Source organism: Amycolatopsis sp. PSD-21, assembly GCF_055561455.1.
Window position 1 is genome coordinate 7185263 of record NZ_CM145712.1, and the last position, 20106, is coordinate 7205368.

Here is a 20106-nt window from a genome sequence, read left to right on the forward strand (position 1 = left end):
TGGCGTGTACCAGCGGGTTTGATTCAGGGGCGCCGGACGGTGGGCGTGGTGAGAACGGCTTGAGGCAGCGTCCGGTAGGGCTGTGTCAAGATCTTGACCTTGCCGACCCGTCCGGCGTGGTCGCGGACCAGGAACTCGCCGGCGCGCGCTCGGCGTTCTTCTTCGCCGCCCGCGGGGTTGAGCGGTGAGAGGTCTTTGGTAACGATCTCCTGGTATCGGGTGTCGGCCGGGTCGACGCCGAGCCACGCGAGCCCGTGCCAGGCGAGACCGCTGTCGCGGTGGCGGCCGAGCATCCGGACGGCGATCAGGCCGCGAAGGACTTCGTCACCGAGGTCGCGTTCGGAGTGCGAGCCGAAGGCAGCGTCGGCGGCGTGCTTGCGCCCATCTCGGACGAACTCCAAGGCGATCTGCTGTCCTTCGGGGGTGCCGGTGACGTTGTAGGCCTCATCGCAGATGAATTGGCCCCACCGCTGGGTTCCGAAGCAGATCTCCTTGGCGATCGCGGCGATCAGGAGATGGAAGGCACGGCCGAAGAGCTTCCTCGGCGGGATGCGGGCGGCCATGCGCTCGTTACTCATCTCGAGGGTGTTCGGGAGCGGGACTTCGTTGGTGCAGAAGACCACCATGTCGGCGGCGAGCATGTCGACGGGCTCAAGGTCTGGATCGAAGATCGGCCGGGTGATCGGATCGCGGCGAAGGCGTCGTAGTCGGTCGGCGAGGCCTCGAGACGCTGGGTCCGCAGCGCCGTGGTCGGTGAGGACGTCGATGAGGGCGTTGCTGGACGCGGTCGGCGTGCCGCTGACCTGGTCGAGGGCGCGGCCGAGTGCGTCGCGTTCGGCCGAGTTGGATTCCAGGTCCAGCCAGGAGGCGAAGAAGGTCTCTGCGATGCCGGTGCTGGACTTCGTCTTGCCGCGGAAGACTCGCAGTGGGTCGCAGGAGTGCCGGAGCTCGGTGTTCGCCTCTCGCTCGCTGTCGAGCGTGGGGTCGATGATGTCGACCACCTGGCAGTTTCCCGGGAGCGCTTTCGCTACAGGTTCCCACTCGCGGCTCCGTGTGCGGTCGATGGCGATCACACAACCGTCGAGCATCAGCCGCACGACCGCGGCAAGGTTCTTCAGCACGACCGATTTCCCAGACCCGAGTTCGCCGATCACCGCAAGGCCTCCGGACGAGTCGTGGGTGGGCCCGTACGTCGGGTCCAGCAGGAACGGCGTGATCGCCCCACCGTCCAGGACCATGCCGAACAACGCGCCGCTGGGGTCGCCGAACTCGGCGGACGACATCGGAAGCAGCATCGCGCAGTCGCTGGCGAGGAGGTTCTGGCTGCATTCGCGCACGACGAGCGGCGTCCGATAGCCGGGAAGCAGCGCCTGATAGAGCTGCTTCTGTCCACCGAGCGGCCTCTCCCACTTGTACTCGCCGCCCAAGAACATCTGCCGCAATGTTTTGGCCCGGGCGTCGCACTCGTCGGCGGTGTCACCCCACACGCACGCGACGACGCCGACCTCGAGTTCGATTTCGGTGGTGCTCGCGCCGAGACGAGCGTTCTTGTGCTGGATTTCCTCCTGAGCGGAGTGAACGTCGGCTGGAACGCCTGCGGTGTCTCCGCCGTGTTCGTCGTCTTGGCTCATCAGGTCGCGGGTGCGTCGCCGGTTGGCCGCGCGAGCCTCATCGTTCGTCTTGGCCGCGATACGCAAGACGTAGTCGACTCCGAAACCGATGTTCGCCAGCCGCGACAAGATCTCGTGCCCGGGGAAGCTGAAAGCGCGGGGCATCTCCGCGAGTACGAGAAAGGCCTGATAGCTCTCGATGAGCCCGTCGTCGTCCGGCGTGACGCACTTGAGGAACCGCTTGTTCAAGACCTGCAGCGGATTTCCCAGGCGCTTGCCTTCGTCGCTGCGACCACCTTCGTCGAACACGGTCCCGCGCAACGTCACCAGCCGAGCACGACTCCGGCCACGCGACACAGTCGCGCCGGTGTTGTGCACGGTCGACGCGCGTTCGAGCTGAGGCTCGCGAACGCCCCTGACCGGAGCGCGGCTCAACCACCACAGCAGTTCGGCTTCGGTCGCCGGGCGAAGCGGAATCGCGCCACCGAGCTCGTGCTCGATGACGCGCGCCAGTTCCTGTGCCTCAGCGACAGCTTGAGCCGACGCGGGGCGCGGCGGAACGCCGAGGCCTGCGCTCAATGCCGCTCCCGCAGCTCGCAGCAGGGCGCGGCCTCCGTCACGCCAGCCGCTGCCGGCGAGCGGTTTGGCGATCCAATAGCTGCGGCCGAGCACGTCGAGGTCGTCGAGCTGGTCCCAGGCATTGTGCACCGTTTCCGCCCAATGCGGATTCTCGTCGAGGTCGATACCACCAACGCAGCGCCGGATGATCGCGTGAGGCTGGACCTGTTCACACAGCGACGCCAGCATCACCTCGCCGCGCAGCGATTTCATGAACGTGACGGTGCGGCTGTAGAGCTCGTGCAGCTGCTTTCCGGTCGAGCGAGCGCTTTCGCGCGGATGTGCACGCCACACCGCCCAAACCGACCCATCCGCGCAGAACATCAGGTTGCCGCTGATGTCCTGGATCTGGCTCTCCATCACCGGGCTCCGGCGAGCAGCCGCTGCAGGCACGACTTCGGCGCGGCGCTATCCACAGGCTGTTGAGCCTTGTCCACAGCGTGCAGGTGGAACCGCGTCGTGCACGACACCGGCCGCTCCGACCGATAGGACCGACCCGCCAGCATTCCCGAAGATGGCGCGAGCAGATGCGTAACGAGGCCGATCAGCCAGCTAGCGGGCGTCCGCGACTCGATCCGCGCGCGACGAACTGCGATCGCGGACAGCGGCACGCCCCAGCGCGCTGGGCCAAGCCAATCCAGGAGCGGCAGCTTCCACACTGCCAGCAGAAGAACGAGGAAAACCACGCCCTGTGTGAGCGTGTACGGGCCGCCAGGCAAGTATCCACCATCCCGGCCCGGCATACGCCCGAACATCCGCGGAAAACGGCGCGACCTCGTGTACGACCGTCCAATAAGGACACCCCCGCGTGACCGTTGCGCGGTCATTTGGTGAACCAGGCGCCGAACATTCCCGACACACCATCGAGGTTGAGTAAAATGCCGAGGAAGACCGCAGCGATCACGCCGTACTTGATAGCGCGAGTGAAGTTGCCTCGTGTCCCAATCAGCAGACCGATTCCACCCACGACGGCCACGAGCAGGATCAGGCGGCGGACGGCCTGGTCTCCCCAGGCGAGGTTGGTGTCGATCCAGGTCTTGACGTCGGCTGCGAACACGATGGAGGACATCTTTTTCTCCTATTCTCCGGCCGGAGTCGGAGGTGTTGCGGGTGCTCCAGCAACAAGCGGAGCAGGGTCGATTCGGCTGACTTCCCAGCGACCTGCCCGCGCTACGAGGGTGAGGGCGTAATCGATCGTGGTGACCTGCCCGAGTACGTCGTATCCCCAGGCTCGAGCGGTCGCGTGAACCTCGGTTCCATCCAGCGGCCGGGCCGCCTGGCCGGGCTCGAATTGCTCGTGTGTACGCAGCTCCAGCAGCTGGACCTCGGCATACAGCGGCGGACTGATCGCGCCAATGCTCACCCCTGGCGCGATGTAGCGGTTCAGATCCCCTCGACCGACCAGATAGGCGACCAGAAAGCCGTGCACGGATTGCCCGATCGGCCCGTTCAGCTCCGCGGTCTCCCGGTAATCGAGGTCGACCGCGACGAGCGGTCGCGGACACGCCACTGGCGCCGGAAGCGACGCTGCGACATAGCCTTCGACGCCTCCGACGAGGCTGACCGCGGCACAGGCCAGCCTCGCACGGTGCTTGCCATCGGGCTGCTGGGCCAAGATGTTGGCCGCGACCATCACCGACCATGCGCCCGGCCGCAGCGACACGACCGACAACGTGCTGGTCTCGACCGGAATCTGCGTCCCGACCGCGCGAGTCGACTTCATCCCCGCCGGGTAGAAGGCCTCCAACCCAGCGGAGTCGTCACGGTTGGCCGACAGCCACGACCGGACATACATCTCCGCCCAGCCCTGCGGCTCGCCGGCCTCGAGCTGCTGCTCAAACCGTGGCGCTTCAGCCGGTGCACTCGGACGCAGCACCACCAGGCCCACGACCACGGCCAGCGGGCTCGCGACGACCACACACCACCCCACCACCCGGCCGATCCGCCGGGCCGCAGTGTGGACAACGGACTCCAGCTGAGCATCGGGAATCGCCTGTGCGATTCGGCTCTCGCGACGCTTCTTCACCGCGCCTCGATTCCCAACACCTGGTGCAGGCGTTTGCGTAGCTCTCGATCGTCAGAACCGGCGAGCGCGTCGAAGGCGTCACAGGCCGGGAAACCGATCTCATCGAGAAAACGTCGGAGCTCGACGTACAACTGCCGATCGACCATTGTCGACTCAAGTCGCCGCCCCAGATCCCTCGCCCGAACACGGGCGTGGGCAATGAGCAGTTCGCCGGGGGCGAGGTCGACACGGGGTCCGGTCACGGAAGCTCCCTGAGGTCTGGCGGGTTGCGGTGCTCAAGACACGCCCAGCCCCGCCGACCTTTGATTCATCCCAGGCCGGAGCGCTGCCATTCACGACCAGCCTCGACCAACGCGCCGAGCGCTCGATTCCGCCTCCGCGTCGCCGTCGGCTGGCTCACGCCGAGCAGCGCCCCGAGCTGTCGATCGGTCGCGACCCCATCCCGGCCCATCTGCTCTCCGAAGTAGCGAGCGGTCAGGATCGCCGCGTCCTGTTCGTCGAGCCATCGCTGCTCAACCGCCCAGGCCAGCAGCTCCAGCAACTCCTCCGACGCATCCCTCTCCGTCGGTGTCTCAGCCAGCGGCTGAGACACCGCACCGTCGTCCATGGTCACGACCTCGGCAGAGACTTGAGTGATGTCGACACCGAGTGCGCGAAGCGCGGCCCTTTGAGTGTCGAAGACCATGTTGGCCGCGACGTGGTGCCGTCGCCGAAGTGGGTAGCAGCGAATCTGCTCCCACAAGTGACCGATGACCGCAGACTGGACATCAGCGTTGGCCTCGTTCGCCGAGACCCCGCCTCCGGTGACACCACGACGGGCTCCGAAGGTGCCAATCGCTGCCCGGCTCGCCCGGATGACTCGTCCGGCGATCCGGGGCACTGCGGGCAACATGGCGTTCAGCACGACTTCCGCCGCGACGACCCCTTCGGCTCCGGCGAGCGCGGCCCGCCGCAACAGCGCGTGCAGAACTTCGTCGTGACGCGCGTAGTCACGGGTCGCGAGGAATTCCGAAAGCCGCTCGTGAGTACCGGCGTCTGCCAGCGCGGGGTCCTGCGCCGACCAAGAACGCAGAGCAGTGTCGAATCGCGAGCGCGACTTCGGGTGAGCGAACTGCCGTTGGAGCGCGGTGAGCGGGCTGGATGAGGTGGACATCGTGACGGCCCTTCGAGTGGCGACAAGATCGCCACGAGGCTCGAAACCGCCCCTCGCCCCTTCCCTGGCCCAGATCCTTGCTCCGGCTCTGGGGCAAGCCAACCTTCACCCGTTCGGAGTCCGCCAAGACGTCTCCGCCCGAAGGCTGCCAGCGGGAGAGGGAGACTCCGGCCAACCTCGCGAGACGAGAACCACGGCTGAGTCTCGCTGCTCTTCCAGCCGAACGAGACGAAGTCTCGGACAGTCTCGTTAGGCGCCCGTGCGACATGGACATGAGCGTCAGTCGGTCGGTGAATCCGAGCGACAACTGAAAGTGCATGTCTCGGTCGATCTCTTTCGATTCGTCAGCCCGTCTCTTCGTGGTGGCGCAGTCTCGCCGTTGGCCGGAGTAGGTCTCGGCAGGTTCGGGATGGGCTGGATGAACACGTCTGGGTCAGCACGGTCGTTCCTGGGCCGTCCGAAGGGCCAGAGGACGGGCCCGCTTGGTGCTACGATCAACGTCTCAAGTCTGGCGATCGCCGCTACTCTGCTGCCCCCTTCTACATGCCAACGGTTTGAGGTCCGCAACGTCGTCCCTGAGCTTGCGGGGTTGGTCCGGTCATCTACATGAAGGCACTCACCGACGAAGCGTCGTCCCCGCGTATGCGGGGTTGGTCCGTTCGCCCAATCCTCGTCGGCGACCTCGTCGGAGTCATCCCTACGCAGGCGGGGCTGTTCCTGGGTCGGCCGCGCCGAGATGACCGATGTCGCGGTAGTCCCACGAGAGAGTGGTGGCCCCAGACGCGTAAACGATCATGACCGCCGTGCACTGCGGCCGCACCGATGGGTGGGCCCACAGCGGCCATCAGGCCAGCACGACGAAAGTGTGGTTCCTTCAAAGGGGAACTGATCCGCTTATGCCTGGTGACCAGAGGTGTCCTACGACCTTCCCCGCACGAATGAGTTCGGACCAACGTGGATAAAGCCGCTTGTCGCAGCTCAGTTCACCGAGCGCGGGGGCCCTGCCCAACCCGTGTCGTTGGTCGCTCACTTGTAGTCGTCCTCGCGTCAGCGGGGTTGGGTCGCCGAACAGGATGTCACCATCTACGCGAGAGCGCTTCTGTCTGCTACCTCCGCGCGGGTGCGAGGCTGAGGAGTCCGCATCCGTAGGCCTTGGCGCGCCCGATTCCGGTGACAAGTGCGTCGCTGAACGCGGCTGGGTCGGCGATGACGAGGTGGCCGTCGTACCGGACGGGTTCGACGGTGATCTTCCCGGTCTCTGCCTTCCGTCCGGTGATGGTGGCGATCGGTGTTGTCGCGAGGTCGGGGTGGCCGTCGGCCGCGGCGGGGATGACGAAGCCGTGTTGTGCGCCTTTTCGGATGAGCCAGTTGAGCTGGTCGGCGGGTTGGCGCAGTGGGAAGCGTTTACGGGTTTTGCCGTCGCATTTGGTGGGGTTGGCGACGAGCCGGAAGGCGAGTGTGCGGCCTGGTGTGAGGGCATCGAGGACGGGTTTGAGCGGACGGACCTCGGGTTGGGCGGTGAGGTGTCCGGCGGGGAGTTTGGCCCAGTCGGGTTCGGTGTGGCTTTGGACGTATTGGGTGAACCCGCCATGGTTGCTGTCGAGTCGCCAGAGGACGCCGTGGCCTTGGCGTTTGTCGTTGGTGGAGGGGATGTCGGGGTAGACGGACATGAGGGTGCGGTGCATGTCGTGGACGTTGGCGTAGTCGCGGCGGAAGGTGCGTGAGCGGATGTCGACGGTCAGTTTGCTCAGGAACACGAGGGCACTCCTGTGGTGATCATGTCGGGGGTGAGCGGTGTGTCGCCGGTGACGACGGTGCGTGTGGTGAAGCGGCGGTCGTCGTGAGCGAAGGAGATCGGGACGTCGTGCCGAAGCTCGGCGCCGACGGTGTCTGCCGGGCCGTCGAGGATGGTCCGCAGGCCTACTTCGAAGTCCGGTTCGTGGACGCGTTCGGGGTGCTCGAGCCAGGGGTGAGTCCGGATGACGTGGTCGAGGGGCTCGTTGCGGAGGCAGCAGACGAGTGGTCGAGCCGGGACGAAGGCACGCCGGCCGAAGCACAACGGCCACTGCGGCGTGTTGATGGCGTCCCGAAGCTGCGCGAGCCGAGTCGCGGGCCCCTCTAGAAGCACGAGGAAGAGTGCGTCGGCGAGGTAGTAGCGCTCGCTGACGACGGTGCGATGCCCGGATCCGTGGGTGGTGGGGACGTTCTGCGCGGTCTGGTAGTCCCGTTCGAGGAGTCCTTCGCGGTCGACGCGGACACCGAGGCGCACGGCAGCCAGTTCCGCGATCGTGTCCTCGTCGTCGCGCTCCACCCCCCTGGCGGCGGCCAAGAGCCCGACCACACCGGATTTCGTGGGTTCGCGGGCGGTGTCGCGAATGATGCCTCGGGAGCGGGTGCCCCAGGACTGCATGGGGGCGTCGAAGCACAACGCGAGGGTGGCGGTCATGCGGTCGCCGCACCGGCCGCGGTCAGGACGCCCCTGGTGAACTGGTCGATGCTGGTGGCGGTGTCGATGTCGTCGGTGTGGGGGATGTCGCCGGTCACGGAGGCGGCGATCGCGGCGCGGATGCCGCTATCGCCGTAGAAACTACGCAACTGCTGGAAGTGCGTGGTGAGTCGAGTGGTGGACCCGGCCATGAGGTCGGTGTCGGTGACGGGCTTGAGGAAGGCGTTGGCGAGGTTCCAGGCGCCGGTGTCCCGGACGACGCCGAGGAGGGTGCTGGGCATGGTCCGTGCGGCCATCGAGTTCTGTTTGCCGCTGGGGACAGCATGGATGAACGCGCCCAGCCACGCGGCCGCAGCACGGTTGACCAGCTGGTCGTCGCCGGCGAGGTTGGATCGGAGCCGGTCGAGGTCGAGATTGGCGTAGCGGTAGTAGCAGGCGGAGTTGAAGTCGACGGTGCCGATCATGTCGGCGCCGGATTCCGCTTCCGGCTTGAGGTCGTCGACCGCGGTGTAGAAGTCGAACTCCGTGGCCACCGAGTGAGTGGACAGGGCGTGTGCGACCTGGGAGGCAGCGTCGACGTTGAAGTCCTTGTTGTCGGCGATCATCCGTCCGAACAACGCCACATCGGCGACCCGGGTGGCGTCGAGCATGCGCTTGGCCTCAACGGCGGCCTCCTTGCTGGGCTTGGCCTTCGCCGGCTTCTTCCCGTTCTTCCCCGCGGATGCTGCCAGGAGCGTGTCCCAGTTCGCGTCGCAGTAGTCAGCAAGGTGGGTGATCGCGGTCCGGCCGACGAACAGCAGGTACTCGGTCAGCCCCTTGGCCTGGTCCACACCGAACCCGAGTTGCTCGAGCCCAACGGTCACGACACCGGGAGCCGTCTTCGTGTCCCGGCCGCGGTCGACAAGGAGATCGGCCGCATCGTTGCGGAGACGTTTGGTGCGGACACCGGTCTCTGCTTCGTCGAGACCGTGCTTAGTGAACAGCTGACGCGCGGACCGCTTCAGACACTGGCTGGAAATACGGCCACGGGTGCTCCCGCCGAAAGTCGCCGTCTTGGGCTGGCCCACGTCATCGCGGTTGAGGTTACTCACCGGGAAGGACTGCAACAGATGAAGCTCGATGATCACGAAGGTCTCCGAAAGAGTCAGGCCGATGCAGGCGAAGAGGTTGTTGTGTCGTCGGTCGAAACCGTGGCGGCTGTGTAGTCAGGGCTGTGGAAGTCGCGGGCCCAGCGCAGCCGGATCCGGTGGGCCGGGTTGTCGCGGTAGCCGTCTCCCATCAGGACGACGAGGTCGTCGAGGAGCGAGGAGTAGTTGACGGGGATGTCGTCACTGGCCAACAGCCGGACGATCTGACGCAAATGATGCGGTAAGACGTCGCGTTCCCTGCCGAGTAGTTGCTCGAAGCGGCGGGCTGCGGCGTCACCGCGCTTCTCCCGCAGTGCCCGCATCGAGGAGCCCAGCGAGCGGTGACCGCGCCTCGCAGGCTGCGGATGGGTAGCGAACAGGCCCGCGACTAGGAGCCAGACTTCCTGCTCGGACTCGGGTGGCTCGTGCCGGAACACGATCTCGTAGGCGGCGGTCTGCTGCCGCGGGCCTGTCAAGCTGCGGCGCAGCCGGGCGAGCGCCTGACGGCACTCGGACTGCCGTTTCGGGATACCGGAACTGGCTCCGGCATGCAGCGAATAGAGGGCCTTGACGAACGTGTCTCGTCGTTCAGCGACGGAGGTGGTCACTCGGTCTCATCTCTCGTGAGGTACTTCGCGGCCCGGGCGTCGAAGACACGGGCGAGTGTGGCGAGCCGGTTCCGGAACACCGCGTATTGCTTGCCGAGCATGCTCAGGTTGCGATCGGACGCCGCAACACCGGCCGTCCACGTCTCCGCGGCGTCTCCGGCGATCCGCAGAACCGCTCGCCGCCAGGCCGTGACCGCGTTCCGTTCCGACGTGGCCCGCAGCCTGGCGACGTTGACCGCACGCAAAAACATCTCGAACGGCCGGGCCAGGGCCGGCCAGTACGCGAGATCGAGGGTGACGTCCGGCTGAGCCCGCATGTCCTTGTGGTACTCACGTTGCATTCCGCGCAGCGCGGCTCCGGCTTCCTCGGCAAGTTCGATCGCGGTACCGATCAGCCCGGCCAGCGCATCGTCGGTCGCGCGGATCAACGCGACCGGCGCCGGAACCTCCTCCTCCAGGTACCCCTCCACAACGGACGCTTTCGAGTCGAGCTGCTGCCCGAACACGCGCAACGTGTAGACGACGTCACCCGGAAGCAATCCGGCTTCGGTGAGCGCGGCGATCTGTTTCAGGGCGCGGGGCCGCTGTCGTGTCCGCTCCTCTTCCCACGGATCATGCAGCAGCAGTTCGACGCTGTGCCGCCAGACTCCGCGCACCGGATGGAGCCGGACCGGCAGCATCGGCGCATCCGCCTTGGTCTTGCCGTTCGCCACACGTGGTTTACGGAACGCACTCATGACTTCCTGGTCGGGCAGGCTGCCCTTCAGGCGGACACCGGGGGTGAGAACCGCGCGGGTGACGACCTGCTTGCCACCCGCGGTTTCAGGAAGCAACCTGATCCGCCGGGACGGCCACGTCAGCAGATCGGTCCACCCCCGCGGATTACGACTGTCCGGCGTGGGGATAGGCGCTCCGTGCTCCCAGGCCGGACCGTCGTCCAGGGTGGTCCTCGTCGGTTTCCCGGCTTCGGGGGTGTAGGTGACCGCGTTCAACAAGAGGGTCTCCTTCAGATTGCTCCCCTCGACGAGGACTACGCCCAGGCTGCTGCACGGTGCACGTTCCGAGGACTTGTCCTTCTCATACGGTGTTTTCATACCACCAGGGTCGAAGGCCTGAGCGGTCACCAGCCACCGCGCGGCAACGGCCGGCGACAACTCCACCCGATCCGATGCGACGGTGTGGTCGAACAGCGTCGCATTGTTCCCTACGGACTTGTGCGGAATCAGTTTCGCGACAGTACCGCTCTTCTCCACCGGAAGTGCCGGGCACTGCAGGAACGGCACCTCAGGATGGAACAGATCGAACTCATACGCCTCGAGATGACGATTAAGCGGGGTCTCCTCGAACACTTCGGTCGACCACAACTTACCCCAGTCGTCGCGGCGAGCCGGCCCGTAAACCCTGTGTAACAGTGCCAAGACCAGCCGGTACAGCGCGGCGGTCATCGGCGGAGTCTCTCCCAGGATCCTCCGGATTTCGTGCGCTTGCAGCACCACATCGCGCAAACTCACTTCGTCAGGCGCACCGTTGAGGCGAACGACAGGGACCCAGGGTTCTGTGCTCAAGTCGAAAGGGGTCGTCATGTCTCCTCGATCGCATAGACGCCGAACTCTTCGTGGTATGCCAACGTGCACCCGCCGACCTCGCACCTGCCGTCGTCGAAGACCAGCGCCCGGTGCTCGTTGAGCCACGGATCGGCCGCGAACTCGGGCGGCATTTCACAATCCAGCAAGGCGCGCACCACCTGCGCCGGTACGTTTTCCGGAGCGACCAGTACGGTGGAGGATTCCAATACGTCACCCGACTCATCGCTCCACACCGGACGTACGGGACCGGCGGAATCGCGGCGGAACAACACCACGCGCACCGATCGCTCGACATAAGCCTCTTCGCCGGTCATCGACGTCTCCCAGCCTGCTTTCGTGCCAGCTTGGTGCTTTTCGGCCGCTCGGTGAGCTCGGCAAGTTCCTCGACCGCGTGTGGCATAGGGAGGTACAAAGTCTCGGCTGCCGCTTTGTCGTTTCCGTGCAGGTCCCCGAGATGCGCCTCCTCCTTGCCCCACAACGTGTTCCACCCACGCGGGCACTCGATCTCGTCTCCGTAGACCTGATCGACGAGGTACGACACCTCGGTGGGAGAGTCGATCCACTCCCGGCCACGTAGCAGAGCCCACGTGCGCATCAAGACGATGGGCGCGTACACATTGCGCAGGTAAGGCGGGAATCGCGGCCCCTCCTGATGGTCAGTGACGCCGGTGATGACCAGACGAAGCTTCCCGCGAGCCTGGTCGCGCCGATGCCGGTGGATCCGGCCTGCCCGCTGGATCAGCGCATCGATCGGAGCCAGATCGCTGAGCATGATGTCGAAGTCGAGGTCGAGACTTTGTTCCAGCACCTGCGTACCGACCACGATCGCCCGCCGCGGCCGGACACCCTTTTCCCCGAAGCACTTCGACAACTTCCGTTCGACGGCACGGCGCTTCCCCGCGGGGAGAGTGCCGTTGATCGCCAGGAGCAGAGGCCGCTCCGCTTCGGGAAGTTCGCTGATCCGCTTCTTCAGGTCGTCGTAGGTTTTCGCCGCACGCCGCACGAGATTGTGAATCACCGCAACACAACGATCCTGGCTCGCCTGTTCGACGAGCCACTCGATGGTCTGATCGTCATCGATATGATCAAGGTGAATCCGGCGATCCTTGTTGAGATCGCAGACCTCCGCGTGATGCTCGGTGGCACCTGCTTCCGTGGCAACCGTGACACGCGGGTACGGCACCGTCGAGGGAAGCACGGGAATCTGCTGCGGCGAGCACTCGCGGCGACCGGCCTGCCAGGCCGCGATCAGCGCACGCCGACGTCCGGCCGGAAGCGTCGCCGACAGCAGGATGACGGGAGTGCCGAGCGCGCCCAGCCACATCAGCAGCCGCTCCAGCAAAGTCGACATATAGATGTCGTAGGCGTGCACTTCGTCGAACACGACCACCTTGTTCGACAACGCGGCAAGCCGAACGAACACATGCGCCGAGCGGATCGCTCCCTTCAACGTCTGATCGGTTGTCCCGCAACCAAGCGACGCCAGCAGACTCTTCTTCCGCGTGAACCACGATCGCACCGCAACGGCGTCGCCGCCCTCGTCCCGTCCCACGTCCACCGGCTTCAGCTGCGCCTTGGCGAGGAATTCCTTCGCTGCCGCGTGCACCAGGTTCACCGGGGTTTCGTCGCCCAGGACGTCCAGCATGGACTGGATATCCAGCAGCATCTGATTGCCGGTCGCCTGAGTCGGCATCGCAACATAGAAGCCCGCCACACCCAGCCGACGCACCATCGACGTCGCGGCCTGCAGCGCCAATTTCGATTTCCCCTCCCCTGTCGGTGCCTCGACCACGAGCAGAACCGGCTCCACCACTCCGAAAGTCACCTGTTCGACAAGCTCTTGAACAGGCCGGGGAGTACATCCGAACAACGTCTCGAAGTTCGCCTGCTCCGGCGGTGACCAAGGCGACATCCCCAACCGCGCGACCGCTTCATCGGCCTTCGCGTCGCAAGCCGCCGCATATGCGTCCAAGTCGACGCCGGGTTCCATCGCAGAAATGTTGTTGATGTCCGAGGCGACCCAGTCGCTCACGGTCGTCAGCGCCGCCAGCCCGATCGCCGCGGGCAGCGACAGCCGCAGGTTCTGCCATCCGACAAGACCTGGCTCCGGCGCGCCTCGAAGCCTGACCACGTCACGAACGAGCGCCGTACGCCACGCCGCCCACATCTCTCCGCCATGCGCGTTCCGCTCACTACGCGCCTGAAGTACGGCTTCACCGGATGGGAAGAAGCCATGATGCCCGCCCAAGACCTCCGAGACACGTAGAGCTGCTCCCTTAGCAGCGCCCCAGGACTCCAGCATGTCCCTTACCTGCATAGCAGTCAGGATCCCGTGCGGCATATCTACTCGCCGCCCCAACCCAGCGGACTTCCGGACTACGTCGAGGTCCTCGGCAGCGAGTTCCCCGAAGAGCTTCACCGCAAGGTCGTAGTCCAGCACCTGGAAGTCAGGCGCGTATTTCCCGATGTCGTGGATCCCGCACAACAGCGGCACCCACGAACGCGACAACGCAGGATCTGGCATGATCCTGGCGAGTTGCGCCCGCACGACCACGCCCAGCATGACGGCGCTCAACCGTTGCGCGACCGCGGCAGTGTCCAACAAATGGCAAATCAGCGGATGCCAGCCACTCAACCCCGCAGACTTCCCCCAAGGCAGTAAAGGGTTCGGACTAACCGGAACCAACCTTTCTGCACCACCAGTCAACGTGACCACACCACCGCAGACTCAGCGGCATCCAGCGAGGCGAGCGAGCGACACCTTCGAAAGATCAATCTCTCGTCATCCGTTCCATCTTGAACATCCGTCATTCCGCCAAGCTCGGTCGGGCCGATTAGACTATAGTCAGAGAAGCACTTCGACACAGTCCCCACGAGAGTGGGGTTGGCTCGCTCTGCATCGCAGGGGTAGCCAGCAGTCCCCGCGCGAGCGGGGTTGTTTCCACATCCCCGCTGCGGCGTGGAGTGTCCGTAGGGCTCGGACGTCATCAAATTTGACAAGTATTCAATTCTTCGGGCGCACACCCGAGCATTTCCAATTCCGCCAACCGTGGCGACTATGCACCGCTCAAGCGATGGTCATCGCCGATGATTCGCAGCGAAGCCGCAAGAACCCCGACGGCGAGCGCGCCGGCAGCTGCGGCTTCCAAACCCTGCCGAAGCAGCACGACAGTGAACCCCATCGTCACCACCGTCAGAACCGCACCGCCACGGCCACTGGTCCTGCAGTTGCAGCGTGGCTGCCGCAGCAAGAAGAACTGCATAGAGAAATCCCTTCACATCACATCGTCCAGTACCGAAACCCCTGCCTTCCAGAGCTTCAGGCAAGCGCCGACGCCTCAGTTGGGCAACAACTCGGTGAAGCGTCAATCCAACCAGGAGCACATCCGGCTCCTCAAGTCGACCAGCTGGCGTCGCAGCGGATCACACCACGAAAACATGGCATCCACCTGGCAGAATTGGTCACGTGAACACGGATAGGTGAACCTTCTGACCGGCAACGCTCACCCCCTGATTGAGTGCTCGAACCGACGCGCACCGTCGACGGCGAAATCGCCCCCAGGCTCAAGGATCCTCGCCCCTTCCCTGGCCCGGATGCTTGCCCCGCCGCCGGAAGCAAGCCGGCCTCCACCCGATCCGAGTCCACCGAACCACTGTCTGCCAATCCGCACTCACCCTCGCCACGCGCGAAACCGGTCTCCGGGCGGTCTCGCCGCTCTTCCAGCCAAACGAGACCAAGTCTCGCTGGGAAAGCGGCCCCATCCGGCTCCACGTTTGACCGTCCGATGAATTCAACCCGCGTCCCGTTGTCCATGTCTCGAGTGACCTCTCCTGATTCGCCGCCCATCTCGACTCGCGGTGGCGGGTCTCGTCGTGCAGCCGGTGTCTCGGGAGCTTGAATGGACGGTGCGGCACCTCGCGAGCCGGACGAGAGCGCGATCAACGGGCCAGCATGGTGCTACGATCAACGCCTCAAATCCGGCGGTCGCCGATATTCTGCTTATGTAGCAACAGTTTCCGGAGTCGAGGGTGGTCGCCTCCGCGAGCGGCTCAACGTCGCGATCAGCGAACTGCTCCAGTGGGCCGCCCACCAAGCCGGCCCGACAAGCCACGAGGACGAATCGGCGACATGACGACCTTCGAACAAGCGAACAATCCCCCGGCACCCGGCAGCTACGTCTCCGGACCTTCCGGGCTGTCCGACTACGCGGTCTCGCCCCTGGGCATGCCCACAGCCTTGCTCCGAGACGAAGTCCGTGTGGCCTTCCTGGGCCGGACCTCTACCGAAGACCTGCAGGATCCTCGCCAATCGATGATGCGCCAGCTGGCCAACTGCAAGGCCGCGATACCGGACTCCTGGGTCATCGTGGCGCACTACTACGACGTCGAATCCGGCCGGCTGGCCCTGGACAACCGCGGCCGCGGGACGGACTACGAGCGCTTCGACATCCCGATCCCCCGAGCGGGCGGCGTGAGCGACCTACTCAAGGAAGCACCCGGACACACGCGGGCGTTCGACGTGGTCATCTGCGAGGGGATTTCTCGTGTCGCGCGCCGGGCGTTCGAAGGGCTGTCCATCGAGCGTGAACTCGAGCGCGCGGATGTGCCACTCTTCGCGTCGAACGAGCCGATCACCCTGTCCGGCAGCCGCGCGCAGCGCGTCCTCCAACGCCGTATCAACCAGTCCATCGCCGAGTACGAGGTCCTCAACACCCTCGAACAGTCCTGGGGAGGGCTCTGCGCACACGTCCGAGACGGCTGGAACATCGGCAAGCCGCCGTACGGCTACAAGGCGAAGGTGCTGCCGCACCCGAACCCGACGAAGGCCGACAAGGGGAAGACCAAGTCTCGTCTCGAACCGGACGGCCGGTGCGCCGAGACCGTCACACAGATCTTTCATTGGCGGTACCATGACGGTCTCGGCTGCGAGACCATCGCGGACCTGCTGAACGCCGATCTCGAGCGCTACCCGCCACCGACCGCGCCCAGCAAGGCACGCACTCGCGGCTTCTGGGGGAAGAGCTCGGTCAACGGCATCATCACCAACCCCAAGTACACCGGTTATCAGGTCTTCAACCGGCGAGCCACGAAGTCCCGGCGAGGCAAGGTCAACGACCCGTACAAGTGGGTCTGGTCGCCCAAGCCGGTCCACGAGCCCCTGGCGCCCAAGTGGATGTTCGACGAACTCACCGCCCGGCGCGCCGTACGACGCGGCTCGAGGGCGGACGGCACCACTAATCAGCACCCTCAGGCCAAACGCACCTATCTCTTCCGGGGACGGGTCGTCCACAGCTGCGGGCGCCGCATGATCGGTGACTCCCGCAAGGGACGGCCGACGTACTACTTGTGCTGGCCTCGGAAGAACAACCGCGGCGGCGCCGACCCGCACGCCGATCTGCCCACCGCGGTCCGCATCCGCGAAGACGAACTCCTCGACGCGGTCGGACGGTTCTTCGCCGACCGCCTCTTCGGACCTGACCGTACGTCCATTCTGGAGGCAGACCTGGCGACTGTGGACGACACCGCCGCGCGAGCGCGCGCTGAGGACCGCGAACGTCTCCAACGACAACTCGCCGACATCGAACGCAAACAAGGGGCACTGCTTCGGCAAGCTCAAGACGGCGAGGCCGACGACCCCTTTGCGAAGGCACTGCGGCAGAGCTACAACGAGTTGGCAGCGAACAAGAACACCGTTCAAGCCGAGATAGCTCACCTGGACGCGCAAGACAACGAGACTCCAGCACCGCCTACGCCATCGGACCTAAGCCTGCTGGACGCTGTCCCCTACTTGCGGGTCAACTTCGCCAGGGCTCCGCAGGCTCTGCTTCAGACGCTCTTCGAAGTGACACAGCTCACCGTGCAGCTGAACGGTCTCGGCGACGTCGTGACGATCGGGGTTAAACTGCCAACAGATCAAGTGGCCGCGATAGCGGAAGCTGGAGAAAGGATCACAGACGCCATGTCAGCTCCCGAAATAGCAAAAAGCGCCGATCAGAGTGATCGACGCTCTTTGCGTGGTAGCTGCGCGTACCCCCGATGGGATTCGAACCCACGCTACCGGCGTGAGAGGCCGGCGTCCTAGGCCGCTAGACGACGGGGGCTAGGAACTTCCTCCTTCAGAAGGAGGTTTTCAGTTGTTCACCTGCTGTGTTGCTGTGGAGAAACTTACCAGACCGGGTTTCCCGCCTTCGCAGGGGGGTCACTCTGTGTTTCACTCCGGAGAGTTCTCCAGCTGGGGTACCAGGACTCGAACCTAGACTAACTGGACCAGAACCAGTCGTGCTGCCAATTACACCATACCCCAGTGAGGTACCGTTCCGATCTTGACCGGCTCGGTGCCGCACGAGAAAGAATACTAGAGCACGCTGTTCCGCACCGTGAAAGCGGGGGTCTCCATAGCGCGCTGAGCGGGGACGCCGAGCTTCGCGAACTCGGAAACCAGCAGCTCAGGCAGCTCGTCGAGGCCGGAGATGGTGTGCACCCCCGCCGGGGCGCGCTCGGCGATGCCGTCCCGGTCGAGCCAGACGGCGCCCAGGCCGGCGTCGCGTGCGCCGATGGCGTCGGTGTCGAGCTTGTCGCCGACGTGGACCGCCTGGGCCGGGTCGCAGCCGAGGCCGAGGCAGACCGAGTGGAACATCGCCGGGTCGGGTTTGGCTACTCCGAGTTCACCGGCGATGGCCACGTGATCGAAGAACCGGGCGAGCCCGAGGTCGGCGATCTTCTTGCGCTGATGCGCGCCGGAGGCGTTCGTGACGGCGGCGACGAGGACGCCCGCGGCCCTCAACCATTCCAGGCAAGGCAGGACATCTTCGAACAATTGCCACGAACGGGTGAGAATTTCACGACGACGTCTTTCGAAGCCCTTGACCTGGTCTTCGTCGGCCAAAATGCCGATCTCGGCCAGGAAACATTCAGTACGCTTGTGATGCATGGTCGCGTAATCGATTTCGCCCGCCACCACCAGCGCGACATGCTCTTCGGTGATGAGATCCCACAGCGGCCAAAGGTCGTTCTGGCCGGTGAGCGCGCTCAGGCTGAGCCGGATCGCCGCCGTGCAGTCGATCAACGTGTCATCGATGTCGAGGCACACCAGCCGTAACTCCGGCGGCTCCCACGGCGCTCCGTCCGGAGCGTCCGGCGTGGTTCGTGACGGGGTCCGGGGCACGAGAGCGAAATCCACCAAGTGAGGCTAGGGCACTCAGCGCGATCGCGACTCTGCCGATGAGGTGATAAAGGCTCGTCTGTTCCGGCGCGGGCACTCTACTCCCAGTTGGTGAGATGTCGTGTTTTAGTTACCGGCCAACGGCTAACGCGGGCGGCCGGGTGAAATGCGGACCCGGCGCACCCGGCCAGATTCGCGGCGCGCACACCCTGTGACGACAACGAAATCCTTATCCGGCTTCGAGTCGCGGACCGTCCACAAGGGCGTTTCCGCGATCGCCGTCCTTCCGGGACTTTTCGCCACCCTCTTAACGTCCTTTGTGGACGGTCAGCCCGGCACCCGGACCGGTGAGACCCCGGTCATAGCCCGAACGGCGTATCCGCCCGGATGGCGCTTGACGCGCCGGTCGGGCAGGTGCATGCTGAGCTTATTCAACAAGTGATGAATAAGCGTTTCGAAGGGGTGGGACGGATGAGCGAACGCACGAACTGCGTGGTCGTCGGCGGTGGCCCCGCGGGCATGGTCGCCGGATTGCTGCTGGCCAGGGCCGGGGTCGAGGTCACGGTGCTGGAGAAGCACAAGGACTTCCTGAGGGACTTCCGCGGCGACACCGTGCACCCGTCGACGTTGACGTTGCTCGACGAGCTGGGTCTCGGGGAGAAGTTCCTGAACCTGCCGCACAGCGAGATCTCCTACGCCGGTTTCCCGGCCGAGGACGGCACGATGATGCGCCTGGCCGACCTGACCCGCCTGAAGGTGGCGCACCCGTACATCGCCATGGTCCCGCAGTGGGATTTCCTGGATCTGCTCGCCGACGCCGGCGCGAAGGAGCCCACGTTCACGTTGCGGCAGAGCACGGAGATGACCGGGCTGATCTTCGAACAGGGCCGGGTGAGCGGGGTCCGCTACCGCGACGCCGACGGCGAGACCGGCGAACTACGCGCCGACCTGGTGATCGCCGCCGACGGGCGCTGGTCGCTAGCCCGCCGCGAGGCCGGGCTGATGACGAAGGACTACCCCATCCCGTTCGACGCGTGGTGGTTCCGGATCTCGCGGCGGGACGGCGAGCAGGAGGGCATGCTGACCCCGAAGATGCGGGATCGCCGCTTCGCCGTGCCGCTCCCGCGCAAGGGCTACTTCCAGATCGCCTACCTCAGCCCCAAGGGCGGCGACCTCCGCGAGAAGGGCATCGAAGCGTTCCGGGAGAACGTGGCCGCCATCCTCCCCGAACTGGCCGACCGCGTGGACGAGCTGAAGACGACCGACGACGTCAAATTCCTCGACGTCAAGATGAATCTGCTTCGGAAGTGGCATGTCGACGGGCTGCTGTGCATCGGTGACGCGGCGCACGCGATGTCGCCGGTCGGCGGGGTCGGCATCAACCTCGCGGTGCAGGACGCGGTCGCGGCCGCCACCCTGCTCGCCGCGCCGCTGCGCCGGGGAAGGCCGTCGGTGGCGGAGCTGGCGAAGGTCCGCAAGCGCCGTCTCGCGCCGACGATGCTGGTGCAGGGACTTCAGCGGATGCTGCACAAGAACGTCATGAAGCCGGTCATGGAGGGCAGGCGCAACGGTCCGCCCGCGGTGATGGTGAAGCTGTTCGGCCGGTTCCCCGTGCTGTCCTACGTCCCCGCGCGGCTGCTGGGCCTGGGGCTGCGGCCCGAGCACGCCCCGGCCTTCGCGCGACGGTCGATGGAGCCGGCCGGGAGCTGACCGATCCCGAACGCGTGAACGGGCCGGTCCTTGCGAAAGGACCGGCCCGTTCATCGCGCG

Annotated in this window: 16 protein-coding genes, 2 tRNA genes and 1 pseudogene; 3 read left to right on the top strand and 16 right to left on the bottom strand. The window is 65.5% G+C overall.

The window, feature by feature from the left end:
* Positions 1 to 23: 23 nt before the first annotated feature.
* The 13 genes from ACZ1DY_RS33655 to cas3 form a co-directional block, all read right to left on the bottom strand.
* Positions 24 to 2588 carry an ATP-binding protein gene (locus ACZ1DY_RS33655; protein ID WP_465482087.1) on the bottom strand — a complete coding sequence of 855 codons (2565 nt, stop codon included), beginning with the start codon at positions 2586 to 2588 and terminating at the stop codon, positions 24 to 26.
* Positions 2588 to 2914: a hypothetical protein gene (locus ACZ1DY_RS33660; protein WP_465482088.1), complete on the bottom strand. Its 327-nt coding sequence runs from the start codon at positions 2912 to 2914 to the stop codon at positions 2588 to 2590. Before ACZ1DY_RS33660 ends, ACZ1DY_RS33655 begins: the two co-directional genes overlap by 1 nt.
* Before the next feature lie 137 nt (positions 2915 to 3051).
* Positions 3052 to 3297, bottom strand: coding sequence for a hypothetical protein (locus ACZ1DY_RS33665; RefSeq protein WP_465482089.1), 246 nt, complete (start codon positions 3295 to 3297; stop codon positions 3052 to 3054).
* A gap of 9 nt (positions 3298 to 3306) precedes the next feature.
* Complete coding sequence (locus ACZ1DY_RS33670) at positions 3307 to 4254, bottom strand: conjugal transfer protein (protein WP_465482090.1); 948 nt, start codon at positions 4252 to 4254, stop codon at positions 3307 to 3309.
* Complete coding sequence (locus ACZ1DY_RS33675) at positions 4251 to 4496, bottom strand: hypothetical protein (RefSeq protein ID WP_465482091.1); 246 nt, start codon at positions 4494 to 4496, stop codon at positions 4251 to 4253. Before ACZ1DY_RS33675 ends, ACZ1DY_RS33670 begins: the two co-directional genes overlap by 4 nt.
* Positions 4497 to 4561: 65 nt before the next feature.
* A complete protein-coding gene (locus ACZ1DY_RS33680; RefSeq protein ID WP_465482092.1) occupies positions 4562 to 5407 on the bottom strand; it encodes a hypothetical protein in 846 nt (281 codons plus the stop codon).
* 1106 nt (positions 5408 to 6513) lie between these two features.
* Positions 6514 to 7164 carry a type I-E CRISPR-associated protein Cas6/Cse3/CasE gene (gene cas6e / locus ACZ1DY_RS33685; protein ID WP_465482093.1) on the bottom strand — a complete coding sequence of 217 codons (651 nt, stop codon included), beginning with the start codon at positions 7162 to 7164 and terminating at the stop codon, positions 6514 to 6516.
* Positions 7155 to 7853, bottom strand: coding sequence for a type I-E CRISPR-associated protein Cas5/CasD (cas5e, locus tag ACZ1DY_RS33690; protein WP_465482094.1), 699 nt, complete (start codon positions 7851 to 7853; stop codon positions 7155 to 7157). Before cas5e ends, cas6e begins: the two co-directional genes overlap by 10 nt.
* Positions 7850 to 8980, bottom strand: a complete 1131-nt coding sequence (cas7e, locus tag ACZ1DY_RS33695) for a type I-E CRISPR-associated protein Cas7/Cse4/CasC (protein ID WP_465482095.1) — start codon at positions 8978 to 8980, stop codon at positions 7850 to 7852. The genes cas5e and cas7e overlap by 4 nt, the downstream gene beginning before the upstream one ends.
* Positions 8981 to 8997: 17 nt before the next feature.
* The gene (gene casB, locus ACZ1DY_RS33700) at positions 8998 to 9588 is read right to left on the bottom strand and encodes a type I-E CRISPR-associated protein Cse2/CasB (RefSeq protein WP_465482096.1); all 591 of its coding nucleotides are present in this window, start codon (positions 9586 to 9588) and stop codon (positions 8998 to 9000) included.
* Positions 9585 to 11171 carry a type I-E CRISPR-associated protein Cse1/CasA gene (gene casA, locus ACZ1DY_RS33705; RefSeq protein ID WP_465482097.1) on the bottom strand — a complete coding sequence of 529 codons (1587 nt, stop codon included), beginning with the start codon at positions 11169 to 11171 and terminating at the stop codon, positions 9585 to 9587. The genes casB and casA overlap by 4 nt, the downstream gene beginning before the upstream one ends.
* Positions 11168 to 11488, bottom strand: a complete 321-nt coding sequence (locus ACZ1DY_RS33710; protein ID WP_465482098.1) for a hypothetical protein — start codon at positions 11486 to 11488, stop codon at positions 11168 to 11170. The genes casA and ACZ1DY_RS33710 overlap by 4 nt, the downstream gene beginning before the upstream one ends.
* Positions 11485 to 13890 carry a CRISPR-associated helicase Cas3' gene (cas3, locus tag ACZ1DY_RS33715; RefSeq protein ID WP_465482099.1) on the bottom strand — a complete coding sequence of 802 codons (2406 nt, stop codon included), beginning with the start codon at positions 13888 to 13890 and terminating at the stop codon, positions 11485 to 11487. Before cas3 ends, ACZ1DY_RS33710 begins: the two co-directional genes overlap by 4 nt.
* 358 nt (positions 13891 to 14248) lie before the next feature.
* Here cas3 and ACZ1DY_RS33720 point away from each other — a divergent pair, with 358 nt between their 5' ends.
* Together ACZ1DY_RS33720 and ACZ1DY_RS33725 are read left to right on the top strand one after the other, a co-directional pair.
* Positions 14249 to 14644, top strand: coding sequence for a hypothetical protein (locus ACZ1DY_RS33720; RefSeq protein WP_465482100.1), 396 nt, complete (start codon positions 14249 to 14251; stop codon positions 14642 to 14644).
* An 845-nt stretch (positions 14645 to 15489) separates the two neighbouring features.
* Positions 15490 to 16557, top strand: a pseudogene (locus ACZ1DY_RS33725) (recombinase family protein); the annotation flags it as partial.
* A gap of 645 nt (positions 16558 to 17202) precedes the next feature.
* Here ACZ1DY_RS33725 and ACZ1DY_RS33730 read toward each other — a convergent pair.
* The 3 genes from ACZ1DY_RS33730 to ACZ1DY_RS33740 all read right to left on the bottom strand — a co-directional run bounded on the left by ACZ1DY_RS33730 (position 17203) and on the right by ACZ1DY_RS33740 (position 18264).
* Positions 17203 to 17275: transfer RNA gene (locus tag ACZ1DY_RS33730), tRNA-Glu, on the bottom strand.
* A gap of 131 nt (positions 17276 to 17406) precedes the next feature.
* Positions 17407 to 17478, bottom strand: a tRNA-Gln gene (locus tag ACZ1DY_RS33735).
* A gap of 51 nt (positions 17479 to 17529) precedes the next feature.
* Positions 17530 to 18264: an HAD family hydrolase gene (locus tag ACZ1DY_RS33740; protein WP_257489910.1), complete on the bottom strand. Its 735-nt coding sequence runs from the start codon at positions 18262 to 18264 to the stop codon at positions 17530 to 17532.
* Between the two features lie 543 nt (positions 18265 to 18807).
* Between ACZ1DY_RS33740 and ACZ1DY_RS33745 the strand changes: the two genes are divergently transcribed.
* A complete protein-coding gene (locus ACZ1DY_RS33745; RefSeq protein ID WP_257484822.1) occupies positions 18808 to 20046 on the top strand; it encodes an FAD-dependent oxidoreductase in 1239 nt (412 codons plus the stop codon).
* Positions 20047 to 20106 lie beyond the last annotated feature (60 nt).

What these genes read in the sequence shown, in the direction of transcription:
- ACZ1DY_RS33655 (WP_465482087.1), bottom strand. Translation starts at nt 2,588, where the DNA reads ATGGAGAGCCAGATCCAGGACATCAGCGGCAACCTGATGTTCTGCGCG.
- ACZ1DY_RS33665 (WP_465482089.1), bottom strand. Translation starts at nt 3,297, where the DNA reads ATGTCCTCCATCGTGTTCGCAGCCGACGTCAAGACCTGGATCGACACC.
- ACZ1DY_RS33680 (WP_465482092.1), bottom strand. Translation starts at nt 5,407, where the DNA reads ATGTCCACCTCATCCAGCCCGCTCACCGCGCTCCAACGGCAGTTCGCT.
- cas5e (WP_465482094.1), bottom strand. Translation starts at nt 7,853, where the DNA reads ATGACCGCCACCCTCGCGTTGTGCTTCGACGCCCCCATGCAGTCCTGG.
- casA (WP_465482097.1), bottom strand. Translation starts at nt 11,171, where the DNA reads ATGACGACCCCTTTCGACTTGAGCACAGAACCCTGGGTCCCTGTCGTT.
- ACZ1DY_RS33710 (WP_465482098.1), bottom strand. Translation starts at nt 11,488, where the DNA reads ATGACCGGCGAAGAGGCTTATGTCGAGCGATCGGTGCGCGTGGTGTTG.
- ACZ1DY_RS33720 (WP_465482100.1), top strand. Translation starts at nt 14,249, where the DNA reads ATGGTCATCGCCGATGATTCGCAGCGAAGCCGCAAGAACCCCGACGGC.
- ACZ1DY_RS33745 (WP_257484822.1), top strand. Translation starts at nt 18,808, where the DNA reads ATGAGCGAACGCACGAACTGCGTGGTCGTCGGCGGTGGCCCCGCGGGC.